The organism is Bradyrhizobium sp. AT1 (assembly GCF_001590795.1).
Classification (GTDB): Bacteria; Pseudomonadota; Alphaproteobacteria; order Rhizobiales; family Xanthobacteraceae; genus Bradyrhizobium.
In genome coordinates, this window is the sequence record NZ_JXDL01000001.1 from 7,419,313 (window position 1) to 7,432,206 (window position 12,894).

The 12,894-nt window shown below is 66.6% G+C and carries 10 protein-coding genes and 1 pseudogene; 6 read left to right on the forward strand and 5 right to left on the reverse strand.

Going from position 1 to position 12,894, the window contains the following annotated elements; translation table 11 throughout:
* Positions 1-44: 44 nt before the first annotated feature.
* A complete protein-coding gene (locus SE92_RS34165) occupies positions 45-1,841 on the reverse strand; it encodes a caspase family protein (RefSeq protein WP_063203176.1) in 1,797 nt (598 codons plus the stop codon).
* A 164-nt stretch (positions 1,842-2,005) separates the two neighbouring features.
* Between SE92_RS34165 and SE92_RS34170 the strand changes: the two genes are divergently transcribed.
* Entirely contained in the window at positions 2,006-2,449 is a 444-nt protein-coding gene (locus tag SE92_RS34170; protein ID WP_063203178.1) for an RbsD/FucU family protein, read from the forward strand.
* On the opposite strand, the gene SE92_RS34175 is transcribed toward SE92_RS34170, so the two are convergent.
* Entirely contained in the window at positions 2,446-2,829 is a 384-nt protein-coding gene (locus tag SE92_RS34175; RefSeq protein ID WP_063203180.1) for a VOC family protein, read from the reverse strand. The genes SE92_RS34170 and SE92_RS34175 overlap by 4 nt on opposite strands.
* 149 nt (positions 2,830-2,978) lie before the next feature.
* Between SE92_RS34175 and SE92_RS34180 the strand changes: the two genes are divergently transcribed.
* Positions 2,979-3,338 carry a hypothetical protein gene (locus SE92_RS34180; RefSeq protein WP_063203915.1) on the forward strand — a complete coding sequence of 120 codons (360 nt, stop codon included), beginning with the start codon at positions 2,979-2,981 and terminating at the stop codon, positions 3,336-3,338.
* 271 nt (positions 3,339-3,609) lie between these two features.
* On the opposite strand, the gene SE92_RS34185 is transcribed toward SE92_RS34180, so the two are convergent.
* Positions 3,610-5,058 carry a hypothetical protein gene (locus SE92_RS34185; protein WP_063203916.1) on the reverse strand — a complete coding sequence of 483 codons (1,449 nt, stop codon included), beginning with the start codon at positions 5,056-5,058 and terminating at the stop codon, positions 3,610-3,612.
* 75 nt (positions 5,059-5,133) lie between these two features.
* Here SE92_RS34185 and SE92_RS34190 point away from each other — a divergent pair, with 75 nt between their 5' ends.
* On the forward strand, positions 5,134-6,330 hold the full coding sequence (locus SE92_RS34190) for an MFS transporter (protein WP_063203181.1): 1,197 nt from the start codon (positions 5,134-5,136) through the stop codon (positions 6,328-6,330).
* On the opposite strand, the gene dgcA is transcribed toward SE92_RS34190, so the two are convergent.
* Complete coding sequence (gene dgcA, locus SE92_RS34195) at positions 6,300-7,295, reverse strand: N-acetyl-D-Glu racemase DgcA (protein ID WP_063203183.1); 996 nt, start codon at positions 7,293-7,295, stop codon at positions 6,300-6,302. The two genes, SE92_RS34190 and dgcA, sit on opposite strands and share 31 nt — an antisense overlap.
* 134 nt (positions 7,296-7,429) lie before the next feature.
* Between dgcA and SE92_RS34200 the strand changes: the two genes are divergently transcribed.
* Genes SE92_RS34200 through SE92_RS34210 form a run of 3 tightly spaced genes read left to right on the forward strand, consistent with a single transcriptional unit; the run spans position 7,430 to position 10,237 of the window.
* Positions 7,430-8,563, forward strand: coding sequence for an MlaE family ABC transporter permease (locus SE92_RS34200; RefSeq protein WP_063203184.1), 1,134 nt, complete (start codon positions 7,430-7,432; stop codon positions 8,561-8,563).
* 2 nt (positions 8,564-8,565) lie between these two features.
* Positions 8,566-9,345: an ABC transporter ATP-binding protein gene (locus SE92_RS34205; protein ID WP_063203186.1), complete on the forward strand. Its 780-nt coding sequence runs from the start codon at positions 8,566-8,568 to the stop codon at positions 9,343-9,345.
* 16 nt (positions 9,346-9,361) lie between these two features.
* Positions 9,362-10,237 (forward strand): MlaD family protein, encoded by an 876-nt coding sequence (locus SE92_RS34210; protein WP_063203188.1) that lies wholly within the window; start codon positions 9,362-9,364, stop codon positions 10,235-10,237.
* A gap of 223 nt (positions 10,238-10,460) precedes the next feature.
* Here SE92_RS34210 and SE92_RS34215 read toward each other — a convergent pair.
* A pseudogene (locus SE92_RS34215) lies at positions 10,461-12,894 on the reverse strand (apolipoprotein A-IV repeat region-like domain-containing protein); the annotation flags it as partial.

The window sequence follows — 12,894 nt, forward strand, 5'->3', positions numbered from 1 at the left end:
TCCCCCGCAAGCGGGGGAGGGAGCGCACCGTCTTCTCCCCGCGATCAGTGCATGAAGCCGCGATGGTTGTTGCCGCCGCCGCTCATGCTCGGCGCCTGGTTCATCGACTGCCGGAAGTTGTTGCCGCTGTTGACCGTGCGGGCCGGCATCGTGTTGAGCTGCGGGCGCTTGTTCTGCACGTTGTTCTGCACCTGCACCTTGTTCACCGGGTTGTTGTTGATCTTCACACCGTTGTTGACGCGGATCGGGTTGTTCTGAGTCTGGACCACCGGCCTCACGTCGACTTTCGTGCCGCCCTTGCCGACATTCACCGGCATGCTCACGATCTTGCCCGGGTTGCCGTTGCCATTGCCGCCATCCGGCTTGCTGTTGGTCGCAGGCAGGGTCACGATCTTGCCGCTTCCGCCATTGGCGTTGGTGGTGTTGGCCGGCGCGGGCAGGGTCACGATCTTGCCCGGGGTCTGCGACGGCGTGCCGTTCTGCTGGTTGTTGTTGCCCGCCGGCAGATTGACGATCTGGCCGCCATTGCCGGGCTTGCCGATCACGTTGTTGTCGCCCAGCTTCTGCACGACCGGCAGATTGCCGTTGATCTGGCCACCATTGTTGCCCTGCTGCAGCGGCATGTATTTGGGCTGGCCGAGATTGCCGATCTTGAAGGTCGGGGCAATGTTCTGCGGCGCCAGGAACTTGGTCGCCTGCATCAGGGGGATCTGCTTCGGCTGCGCCTGCAGCTTCAGCGCGATCTGCGCATAGGGGCTGTTGCCGTAGCTGTCATAGAAGGTCTTGTAGGCGACCGGCGAGTTCACGAGTACCGCCTTGTGCCAGGCCTGCGAGAGCAGGATGTTGTTGAGCAGCCAGCGGACGTGGTCGCACAGCGGGTCGTGCGGATACATCTGGATGAACTCCTGATAGTATTCCGGCCGGCCCTCGGACACGACGTAGTCATACGCCTGGCGCGTCGAGCGGCTGGGCAAGTTGGAGGCCATCTGCACGATGGGCGCTTTGACCGGCGCGCGGTTCGCGGCGACCGCGGTGTCGCCGAAGAAGGTGAAGTCGCTCGTGAGCGAGGAGCTCTCCCACGGAATCTGAGCGCCGCTGGTGGTCTGGTTCACCTGCAGGCGCACGCGCTTGAACAGCTGCTCGATCGGAACGTTGGGCTCGCGCGCGGCGTTCAGGAAGGCTTGCGTATACGGGCTGTGGCCGCCGGTGCCGTCGAGCGCCTCAGTGCCGGGCGCGGTCGAGTAACCCACGATCGAGCCGTTCGGCGCATCGACGATGGCAAGGCCGCGGCCGGCGTCGTTGACATCAGGGAACGGATTGTTGCGGCAGGCATCGAGGATGACGATGCGCATGCGGCTCGGGATCGTCTCCAGCGTCGACATCACGTCGACGAGCCGCACCGAATTGTTGACGAGTTCGGTGGGGCTCGCAACCTTCGCATCGACCGGAACGAGATAGTTCTCGCCGGCGAGCTGCACGCCGTGGCCGGCGTAATAGACCATCGCCACGGTATTGGGGCCGCGCGAAGCGACTTTTGCGGAAAAGTCCTGCACCACGCGCAGCATGTCGTTCTGGGTCAGGTCGGTGGCGGCGACGACCTCGAAGCCGGCGGAGTTCAGGAACTGCGCCATCGATTGCGCGTCGTTGTCGGGATTGGCGAGCTGCGGCGCGTTCTGGTAGTTCGAATTGCCGATCACCAGCGCCACCCGCTGCTCCGGGCCCTGCAGCACGGTGGGGGCCGGCTCGACCGGGGCGACTTGCGCGGAAACGGGCCCGCAGGCGAAGCCGAACAGGCTTCCCACCAGGCTGGCAGTCATCAGCAGAGGCTTGAGGCGGAACATGGCGTGCTCCTTTGGCACTGATCTCGATACGAGATTGGTTGCGGGGGAGCCTGGCCGCGTTCGAGGCTGAGGTCCGTGATCCCTCTCACCATGGTAGGCAGCGTGATCTGAATCACGCTCGGAACCTGCTATGGTGAACGAACGCTGAGAGGAACCGCCATCACATGCTGAAATCGATCGATCCGATCCTGACGCCTGACCTGCTCTGGCTGCTGGCCTCCATGGGCCACGGCGACGACCTCGTGGTCGTCGATGCCAACCACCCGGCCACGCACATCGCCCGCTCGACATCGTCGCAGCGCCTGATCCAGTTGCCGGGCATGACGATGGAGACGGCGGTCCGTGCCATCATGTCGGTCTATCCGCTCGACGATTTCGATCCCGATCCCGTGCGCGTGATGATGCCGGTCGACGATCCCGATCGCGTGCCCGAAGTGCAGCATGCGGTGCTGGCCGAGATCGCGCGCGCCGCCGGCCGCGCGGTCAGTCCCGGCAAGCTCTCACGTTCGGATTTTTATCGCGCGGCGGCGGCGGGTTTCGGCGTCGTGCAGGTTGGCGACAGCAGGGGCTATGGCTGCTTCCTGATCCGAAAGGGCGTGATCAGCTAGCCGGCTTGGTGCATCAGCTCCGAGGGCCAGCCGATGCGGACGAGGAGGCCGTCGGGGCCGTTGATACCGACTTCATACATGCCCCATTCGCGGTGACGCAGCACGCCGCCGGGCCTGATGATGAGATCGTCCACGCGCGCGGCAATGGCCTCCACCTCGGGCGTGCGAATGAACACGCCGAAGGGATTATGCTCGGGCACGCGCCATGGGCCATCGCCGGCCTGCGTGAGATGCACCTCGCTACCCCAGCCTCGCATGATGACGTAACCTTCATCGCCGCCTGTGCGCGCGAAGCCGAGACGTTCCCAGAAGGGAATCGCGGCGGGAAGATCGTTGCTGGGAAGGATCGCAAAAGCGCCGACGTGCGGGCTCTCAGGCATTCGGTCACTCCGGTACATTCAAGCCGTCCGCACAGCGTTTGCGCTGCGCGTTGCAAGTCTATCCGCAGCGCTTGATTGGCAGAAGCGGCGAAACGTCCCGCACTCGAATTTGAATGGTCTTCGCGCCAACGACTGTCTATGTTCGCGCCATGTCCCGCCTTATGTGTCTATCTGTTGCCATCATCCTGTCGCTGCTGCCGGTCGTCGCGTCCGCTGCGTCAACTCAAAAGCGCCCAAAGCAGGCCTGGCAAGGTTACGGCTTCCTGCCGGGCTATCGCCAGCCCTTGAGCAACAGCATTCCGCTCTACAAGCAGAAGGACGCGATGCGCCGAATGTCGCGCGCCGACCGCCGCCATTGGTACATCGATCCGGTCCCGCAATATTACCGCTGGGACGGCGAGTGGCACTATTTTGGCCGCCCCGGCTTCAACGGCGGCCGCTACAACGGCGGCAGCTTCGGCCCGTGCTGGACGCGCACGCCGATCGGCGCGGTGTGGAATTGCGGGTGATCAAGTAAAAACGCGCGCTGTCTCAGCACGTCATTGCGAGCGCAGCGAAGCGATCCAGAGTCTTTCCGCGGAGGGATTCTGGATTGCTTCGCTGCGCTCGCAAGGACGATGCCGAAAGAGCGCGTATCAATACTCGCTCTCGTGCCCCGGACGCAGCGCAGCGCTTCTTCAGCGGTGCGCTGCGTCCGGGGCCCATGTTGCAGCAGAACTCGTGGCTTCTGGGTCCCGGATCTGCGCTTCGCTTGTCCGGGACACGAAGTACGCGGCGACCTTACGAGAAGAACGCGATCTTTTCGGCCTGGGTCATGCGGCGGATCGGCGCGAGGGGGTCGTTGGCGGGCGCGCGGGGCTTCTGCAGAATGCCGCTGGCGAGGATGGTCGCGCCGAGCGAGGCCTCGGTCATGGATGAGGCCAGTGGCGAGGGCATCGGCGGCAGCGTCGCGGTTGGGGCTGCGGCGAATGTCGCCGTTGCCGCCATGGCCGGGGCCTGCTGCTCCATCACTTCGGCGGCGGCTTCCGCAATAGTGTCGGTGAGGCGCGCGAGCGAGTCCATCGCGATCGGCGCGTCCGCGGCGGGCTCTTCCACGACGGGGGCGACGACTGGCTGAGATGCGAGCAGCTCCGCAGCGAGCGGCGCTGCAGCTTCCGCGGTCATCGGCTCCGGAACGGTCGCCTGAAGCTCGGCTTCTGCAATGATCTCGTCGAATTCCGGATCGGGTGCGGCCATCTCCAGCGCGATGGCCTCGAGCAGGGCGTCGTCCTCGGCTTGCGCGGCAGCGTCCAGCGCGAAGGCATCTGTCGCATCGCAGGCGGCGGGCGGCTCAAACGAGACGTCTTCACGCAGGACATGCTCAGGCGCGGCATGCTCCGGCGCGACCTGATCGCGCGCGATATCTTGAACAGCCATCTCGCTTTCGACGGCGATCGGGCTTTCGTCCGCGATCTCCGCCGCGGCGGTCGTATCCAACGCTTGCTCGTCGCGTGCCTGCTCGGCAGTAATGGACGCCTCGGCGACAGCCTCTGGCATGGTGGCGTCCGGCTCGGGAACTGCCGCGACGTCCTGCGGCTCCGTAAAAGCCACGGGGGCTTCGCTGGCCATTGCGGCGGGCGCGGTTTCGGCAGGCGGCGTGTCAGCGGCGGATGCTTCCTGCACCGGCGCGGGAGACGCTGCCTGCGGCGTTGCGCCGCCGTCGGTCTGCTCGACCCGATCCTTCAGCAGATCGAAGGCGATCTTGAGCTCGACGCGGGGATCGATGGTGGAGGCCTGTCCGCAGGCGGCCTCGATCGAGGCGAGCTGCGAATCAATGAGGTCGCAGATTCGCCCGTCGGCGCCGATCTCGCGCCAGCGCCAGGAGATCTCCTTGATGATGCGCACCCCGCGCGGGATCGGCGCGAGGCTCGCTTCGATCGCCGCGGGGTCGAACGCGGCAAGCGCGATGGTCTCGGCTTCGCGGATCGCGCGGCGGATTTCGACCAGCGCTTCGGGCAGGCGGTCTTCGACGACGGGTTGTCGCTGCGCCGCAAGGGTTTCTTCGATCTTCGCGACCGCGTCCAGCACCATGCGGGTGTCGGCATTGCGGTTGCGCTTGGCATATTCGCCCAGGAACCAGCGGCCGCGCGCCGTCTCCATGAAGGCTTCGCGGATCGCGTCGTAATCCTGCTCGTTCGGCTCGGCCGCGCGGGCAGACATAGGCGAGAGGGCGAATGCTTCGTTGGCCATGGCGATCTCGTCGCGCAAATCAGTGCGCGTTACTGTAACGATCACCACGATATCGTCCGAATCGCAATTGGTTTGATGCCGCCCGAATCACAAATCCCCACGCAAGCCGCCGTGAAGCGGCGATTCGCCGTGCGCCTTGCCCTGTTTTACTCGGCTATCTTCGCGGTCTCGGGCACGCATATGCCGTTCTTCCCGCTCTGGCTGAAGGCGATCGGCATCGACGCGGCCTGGATCGGCCTCATCACCGCGCTGCCGGCGATCACGCGCTTCACCACGTTGCCGCAAGTGACCGCCTTTGCTGAAAAGCGACAGGCCATCCGCGCCGCCATGATGGTGTCGGTACTGGCGACGGCGATCGGCTTTACGGCGATCGGCCTGCAGCAGCAGCCTCTGGCGCTGTTCCTGATCTACGCGTTGACCTGCATGATGTGGACGCCGACGATGCCGTTGACCGATGCCTACGCGCTGCGCGGCGTCGCCCGCTACGGGCTCGATTACGGACCGTTGCGGCTGTGGGGCTCGGCGGCCTTCGCCGCCGGCTCGCTCGCCTGCGGCTATCTTGTCGACAGCATCGCGCAGCGCGACCTGATCTGGGTCATCGTCGCATGGGCCGTCGTTGCGGTCGCAGCCGGCCTGTTGCTTCAGCCGCTCGACGATGTCAGGCGACGGCCCGCCGAGACGCATGCCGGCAAAGCCTTGCTGCGTGACGGCGGCTTCTGGGCCGTGATCGCCGCGGCCGCGCTGATCCAGGGCAGTCACATCGCCTTCTACGCCTTCTCCGCCATCAGCTGGCAGCTTCATGGTCTCGGAGGGCTGACGATCGCGGGGCTGTGGACGCTGGGCGTGATCGCGGAGATCGTCGTGTTCGCGCTGTCGCCGCGCTTCTCGATGCATCCATCCACGATGATGGCGATCGGGGGGATCATTGCCGTTGTGCGCTGGATCGTCACCGCCAGCGAGCCGCCGCTCGCGCTGCTCGCGATCGCCCAACTCGGCCACGGCTTCAGCTTCGGCATGACCATCCTCGGCACCATGAGCCTGTTGGTGCAGCGCGTGCCCTCGCATCAGATCGCGCGCGGGCAGGGCTATTATGCCGCCTGCAACGGCCTCTTGGGTGCTGCGACCTCGATCGCGTCAGGCGCGATCTACGCCCGCATCGGCGAGGGCCTGTATTACCTCATGGCCGCAATGGCCGCGGCCGGCGCAGTTCTGATCTGGTCGGCGCGGCACCGGCTGAAGGCTCAGCCCCAGAGCGAGGCATCCGGCGGATAGATCAGGCTGTCGTCATAACGCAGGCCGTGGTCGCGGTCGCGTGCCAGCAACAGCGGGCCATCGAGATCGACGAAGCGCGCTTGTGGCGTCACCAGCATCGCCGGGGCCATCGACAGCGATGTCGCGACCATGCAGCCGATCATGATCTCGAAGCCGAGCGCCTGCGCAGCGTCCGCCATCGCGAGCGCCTCGGTGAGTCCGCCGCTCTTGTCGAGCTTGATGTTCACGGCGTCGTAGCGGCCGCGCAAGGGAGCAAGCGAGGCGCGGTCGTGCACGCTCTCGTCGGCGCAGACCGCGAGCGGCCGCCTGATCCGCGCCAGGGCCTCGTCCTGGCCCGCCGGCAGCGGCTGCTCCACCAGGGTGACACCGACGGCGGCGCAGGCGGCAAGGTTGGCTTCCAGATTGGCCTCGGTCCAGGCCTCGTTGGCATCGACGATCAGTTCGGACTCGGGCGCGGCCTTGCGCACCGCGGCGATGCGCTGCGGATCGCCGTCGCCGCCGAGCTTGATCTTGAGCAGCGGCCGGTGCGCCGCCCTGGCGGTCGCCGCGGCCATGGCCTCGGGGGTGCCTAACGAAATCGTGTAGGCCGTGGTGCGCTCGCCCGGCACGGGGCGCTCGAGCAGGTTCCAGGCCCGTTCGCCCGCCGCCTTGGCCTCGAGGTCGATCAGGGCGCAATCCAGCGCGTTGCGGGCCGCACCGGGCGCCATGGCGGCCTGGAGCGCCTGCCGCGTCAGCCCGCCCGCGACCGCCTTCTGCATGGCCTGGATCGCCGCGAGCGTCGCCTCCGGGGTCTCGCCATAGCGGGGATAGGGCACGCACTCGCCGCGGCCGGTCAGCCCGTCCCGGCTGACCTCCGCCACGACGGTCACGGCCTCGGTTTTGGCGCCCCGGCTGATGGTAAAGCTGCCCGCGATCGGGAAGCGCTCGATTCGCGCCGCCAGGGAAGCAAATTTCATGGAAGTCATTTTGAACTCTGGCGAAATCTGAACCTGCTAGTTACCTCTAGCAACTAACATTAACCACTTGGGGATACCTTCTCTGGGTAAGGGCGCGTGCGCAACTCTCTGATTTTCTCCGCCCCGGTACGGGAGCGGACATCTTGAACAGCGATCCGAAGCTGGAACGGATTGCCAAAGGCAACGCGCTGGCACTTTGCGCCACTGGGACCTGGACCGCGAGCTTCGCGCCGGTCCTGGAACGGATGGTGGCTGACGCCGAGAAGCTGGCCGGCGGCCCCCAGAGCATCTTCATCGACGTCTCCGAAGTCGCCAAGCTCGACACCTTCGGCGCCTGGCTGATCGAGCGGCTGCGCCGCAACCTGACCACGGGGCCCGTCGAGGCGCAGATCGCGGGGCTCTCCGCCAATTATTCCAGCCTGGTCGACGAGGTGCGGCGGGTGAGGGCGACCGCGGTGGTCGACTCCAGCGCGATCACCATCACCGGCATGCTGGAGCAGATCGGCCGGGCCGTGGCCGGCGTCGGCGGGACGATCGCGGGCCTGGTCGACATGCTCGGTGCCGTGCTCGCGGCCTGGTTTCGCGTTCTGATCCATCCTCGCTCGCTCCGCCTGACCTCGACCGTGCATCACATGGAGCAGGTCTGCTGGCGCGCGGTGCCGATCATCGTGCTGATCACCTTCCTGATCGGCTGCATCATCGCCCAGCAAGGCATCTTCCATTTCCGCAGATTCGGCGCCGACATCTTCGTGGTCGACATGCTCGGCGTGCTGGTGCTGCGCGAGATCGGCGTGCTGCTGGTCGCGATCATGGTCGCGGGACGCTCGGGCAGCGCCTACACCGCGGAGCTCGGCTCGATGAAGATGCGCGAGGAGATCGACGCGCTGCGCACCATGGGGTTCGACCCCATCGAGGTTTTGGTGCTGCCGCGCATGATGGCGCTGGTGCTGGCGCTGCCAATCCTGGCTTTCCTCGGTGCGATGGCCGCGCTCTATGGCGGCGGTCTCGTTGCATGGCTCTATGGCGGGGTCGAACCGGAGGCCTTCCTGCTGCGCCTGCGCGACGCCATCTCGATCGACCATTTCATCGTCGGCATCGTCAAGGCCCCGGTCATGGCCGCCGTGATCGGCATCGTCGCCTGCGTCGAAGGGCTTGCGGTGCAGGGCAGCGCGGAATCGCTGGGCCAGCACACCACCGCCTCGGTGGTGAAGGGCATCTTCTTCGTCATCGTCATGGACGGCGTCTTCGCCATCTTCTTCGCCTCGATCGGGATGTGACGATGGCAGAAGCTCAAGGCGAGATGCAAAACCCCATCATCCGCGTCCGCGACGTCACCGTGCAGTTCGGCTCGACGCGCGTGCTCGACGGCCTCGACCTCGACGTCAAGCGTGGCGAGATCCTGGGATTTGTCGGCCCCTCGGGCGCAGGCAAGTCGGTGCTGACGCGCACCATCATCGGCCTCGTGCCGAAGGTCGCCGGCTCCATCGAAGTGTTCGGCGTCGATCTGGATGCCTCCAATACCTCGCAGCGTCGCAATGTCGAGCGGCGCTGGGGCGTCCTGTTCCAGCAGGGCGCGTTGTTCTCCTCGCTGACGGTGCGGCAGAACATCCAGTTTCCGATGCGCGAATATTTGCGCGTCTCGCAGCGGCTGATGGACGAGATCACCTTGGCCAAGCTCGCCATGGTCGGCCTCAAGCCGGAGGTCGCCGAACGTTTTCCGTCGGAACTCTCGGGCGGCATGATCAAGCGCGTGGCGCTGGCGCGCGCGCTGTCGCTCGATCCGGACCTCGTCTTCCTGGACGAGCCGACCTCGGGCCTCGACCCGATCGGCGCCGGCGACTTCGACGAGCTGGTCCGGACGCTCCAGCGCACTTTGGGGCTGACGGTTTTCATGGTAACCCACGACCTCGACAGCCTTTACACAGCATGCGACCGCATCGCCGTTTTAGGGAACGGTAAGATCATTGCGGCAGGGTCGATCGCCGACATGCAGGCCTCGCAGCATCCCTGGTTGAGGCAATATTTCCATGGCAAACGCGCCCGCGCGGTGATGAGTTGAGTAGCCGGAGCACCTGATGGAAACGCGGGCGAACTACGTCTTGATCGGATCGTTCACGCTGGCGGTAATCGCCGCGGCGATCGGCTTCGTGCTGTGGTTCCAGTCGCTGCACACCACCAAGCAGCGCAGCCCCTTGCGCGTCGTGTTCGAGGGCCCGGCAGCGGGTCTGCGCAATGGCGGCAGTGTCAATTTCAACGGTATCCGGGTGGGCGAGGTGGTCTCGGTGAAACTGGACAACCCGCGGCGGGTTGTCGCACTCGCCATGATCGAGAACAACGCTCCGATCCGCAAGGACACCCTGGTCGGCCTTGAATTCCAGGGCCTCACGGGTGTCGCCGCGATCTCGCTCAAGGGCGGCGACGAGGCCGCGCCCCAGCCGCCGCTCGACCAGGACGGCATTCCGACGCTGACCGCCGACCCCAACAAGCTGCAGGACGTCACCGAGGCGATCCGCGGCACGCTGCAGAACATCAACAAGATCGTCGCCGACAATCAGGAATCGGTGAAGAACTCGCTGAAGAACCTGGAGACCTTCACGAGCTCCCTGGCGCGCAACTCCGAAAAGATCGACGTCATCATGGGCAAGGTCGACGGCGTCATGCTGAAGGCCGACAATCTCATGCTCGGTCTCAACACGCTCGCCGGAGGCAAGGACGGCGGCGAGCTGTTCCAGGCGGTGAAGTCGATCCGCGAGCTCGCCGACGATTTCGACAAGCGCTCCGGCGCGCTGATGGCCGACGGCCGCCGCACCCTCGGCGACATCAGCCGCGCCGTGAACAATTTCGATCGCAACCCGACCCGCGTGCTGTTCGGCGCCAGCAACAGCGCGCCGGCCGCCCCGCCGCCCGAACCGCCGAGGCCAGGGCCTGGTCCTGCGCCGAGGCGGCAATAGGCGGTAGTTTGTGTCCCGGACAAGCGGCAACGCGCGAGCGTTGCCGCGCAGAGCCGGGACCCAGCAGGCAACACGGCACACGTTGAGAGGTGGGCCCCGGCTCTGCAGCGCACCGCCGAAGAAGCGCTGCGCTGCGTCCGGGGCACGAGAGCGCGGATGACGCACCCAAACAAAAACGGAGGCCGCGAGGCCTCCGTTTTCTCATTCGCGATTGGCTTGCCGCTTACCCCAACCGACCCGCCGCATGCGCCAGCAGCGTGTACACCAGACCCGTCTCCGAGGTCAGGTGGCTGCGCAGCTCCTGCGGGCCGCGGCCGTCGCGGGCGACTTCGTCGAGCAGGCGCTCGAACTCGGCGACGTAGCGGTCGACCGTGCCCTTGAAGTTGCGGTCGGCGCGGTACTTGCGGGCGACCTCGTCGAAGGCCTTCTGGCCGGCGGGCGTGTAGAGGCGCTTGGTGAAGGCCTTGTTCTCGCCGCGCTGGTAGCGGTCCCACATCTCGGCCGCGAGGTTGCGGTCCATCAGCCGGCCGATGTCGAGCGACAGCGATTCCAGCGGATTGCTGCTGGCTTGCGGAGCCTGCGGCTGCTGCGCCGGGGAGCGGCCACGGGAAGCCTGACCGGTCGGCGCGCCCTGATTGGCGTCGGTCCGGTTGAGCAGGTCCGACAGCCAGCCGTCACGACCCTGGTCGTTGCCCGCGGGCGCGACCGGCGGCGCTTCGGTGCGGCGCGTGGTCGGCATGCCGAGGTCCGGCGGCGGCAGCGTAGAGGCGCTGCCGGTGTCGCGCATGCGCGTCTCGGCGGCGCGAGCGCCCGCAACGGCCATGATCGGCTCTTCCTGGCGCTGGACGGCGACGGAGGCGCGGCCCGTCGTGGTGACGTCGAGGCCGCGGCCGTGCTGGGCCACGATGCGGTTGAGCTCGGCGAGCGCCTCGATCTGGTCGACGATCACCTTGCGCATCTGCGCCGTGCTCTCGGCGGCCTCCTGCGGCATCTCGAGCACGCCGCGGCGCAGCTCGTTGCGGGTGGCTTCGAGCTCATTGTGCATCTCGAAGGCCATCTGCTTCATGCTGGAGACGAGGTTGGTGAACTTCTCGGTCGACTGCTTGAACATCGCATCCGCCTCGTCCGTGGTCTGGCGGTAGATGTCGTGCATCGCCTCGATGGTCTGGCGGTGCTCCTCTTCGGACGCCACGCGCACCGCCTCGAACTGGCGGGTGATCGCGGCGGAGCCGGCGCCGGCGGTCTCGGCGACGACGCGAGCGATGTCGCGGGCGCGCTCTTCGGCGGCCGCCAGCGATTCGTCGAGCAGGCCGGTGAAGCGCGACAGCCGCTGGTCGAGATCGGCCGTACGCAGGTCGATCGTGGTGACGAGCGATTCCAGCGCCTGCTTGCGCTCGGCAAGCGAGGCGGTGGTGTTCTTGTTGCTCTGCTCGACGACCTGCGCGGCGTCGACCAGCGCCTTGCCGTGCGCGTCGAACTGGGTCGACAGCTCGCCGAGATCCTTCAGCGCCTTGGTGGTCTTGCTGTTGAAGACGTTGAGCTGCTCTTCCAGGTTCTGCGTCGCCGCGCCGTTGCGCGAGGTGACGTCGTTCATCGCCGAGACGAAGTCGGCGACGCGCGTCACCAGCGCCCGCTCGAGCGAGTTGAGGTTGTCGTGCGCACCGGTCAGCACCTCCTGGAGCAGGATGTTGCCTTCGCGCAGACGTTCGAACAGCGCCACCGTGTCGGTGCGCAGGATCTTGCTGGTCTCCTGCATCTCGGTGACGGCCGCGATCGAGACCTGGCGCGACTGGTCGATCGCGGAACGCGAGGCCTGCTCGAGGTCCTTGAGCGACTTGCCGACCGCGCTGGTGGCGATCTCGCTCGCCGCGTTGATGGTGCGCGCGACTTCCGAGCCGTTGCCCATCATGGTCTGCGAGAAGGCCTGGCCGCGCGTCTCGATCGACTTCAGCGCGTCCGAGGTGACGCGGTCGATGTCGAGCGTGAGCTGGCTGGTCTTCGAGCCGATCGCATCGACCAGCGCACCGCGCTTGGCGTCGATCATGTTTGACAGACGGTCGGCCTGCTGCTGCACATAGGTGACGATCTCGTCGGTCTTGCCGGTCATGGCCTGGCCGAAGCTGGAGCTGGCGGCGAGCACCGAACGCTCGACGTCGGACGAGCTCGACTTGACCCGCGAGCTTGCCTCGTTGGAGGCCGTGATCAGCGCGTTCTGGGCGTTGAGCGCGCTGGTCTGGATGTCGTTGGTCGCGTTCGCGGTGGCCGCGCTCAGCGTGCGCTCGATCTCGGTCGAGATCGTGCGGATCTGGCTCGCGGCATCCGCCGAGGTCGAGGTCAGCGAGGTCTGGGCTTCGCGTGCGCTGTTGAGGATGGTCGAGGCGGTGTCGGCGCCGACCGCGGTCAGCGTGCGCTCGATGTCCGTGGTCAGCGACTTGATCTGGCTTGCCGCGTCGGTCGAGGCGGAGATCAGCGAGCCCTGGGCCTCGCGGACGCCGCTGGTGAGCGCCTCGATGGTGGCGCCGCCGGCGGTTGCCAGCGCGCGCTGCATCTCGGCCGCGAGCGAACGGACCTGGCTGGTCTGCTCGGCCGAGACCGTGAGCAGGGTGCTCTGGGCGTCGCGGGCGCTGGTGGTGATGGTCTCGGCGGTCGACTGGCCG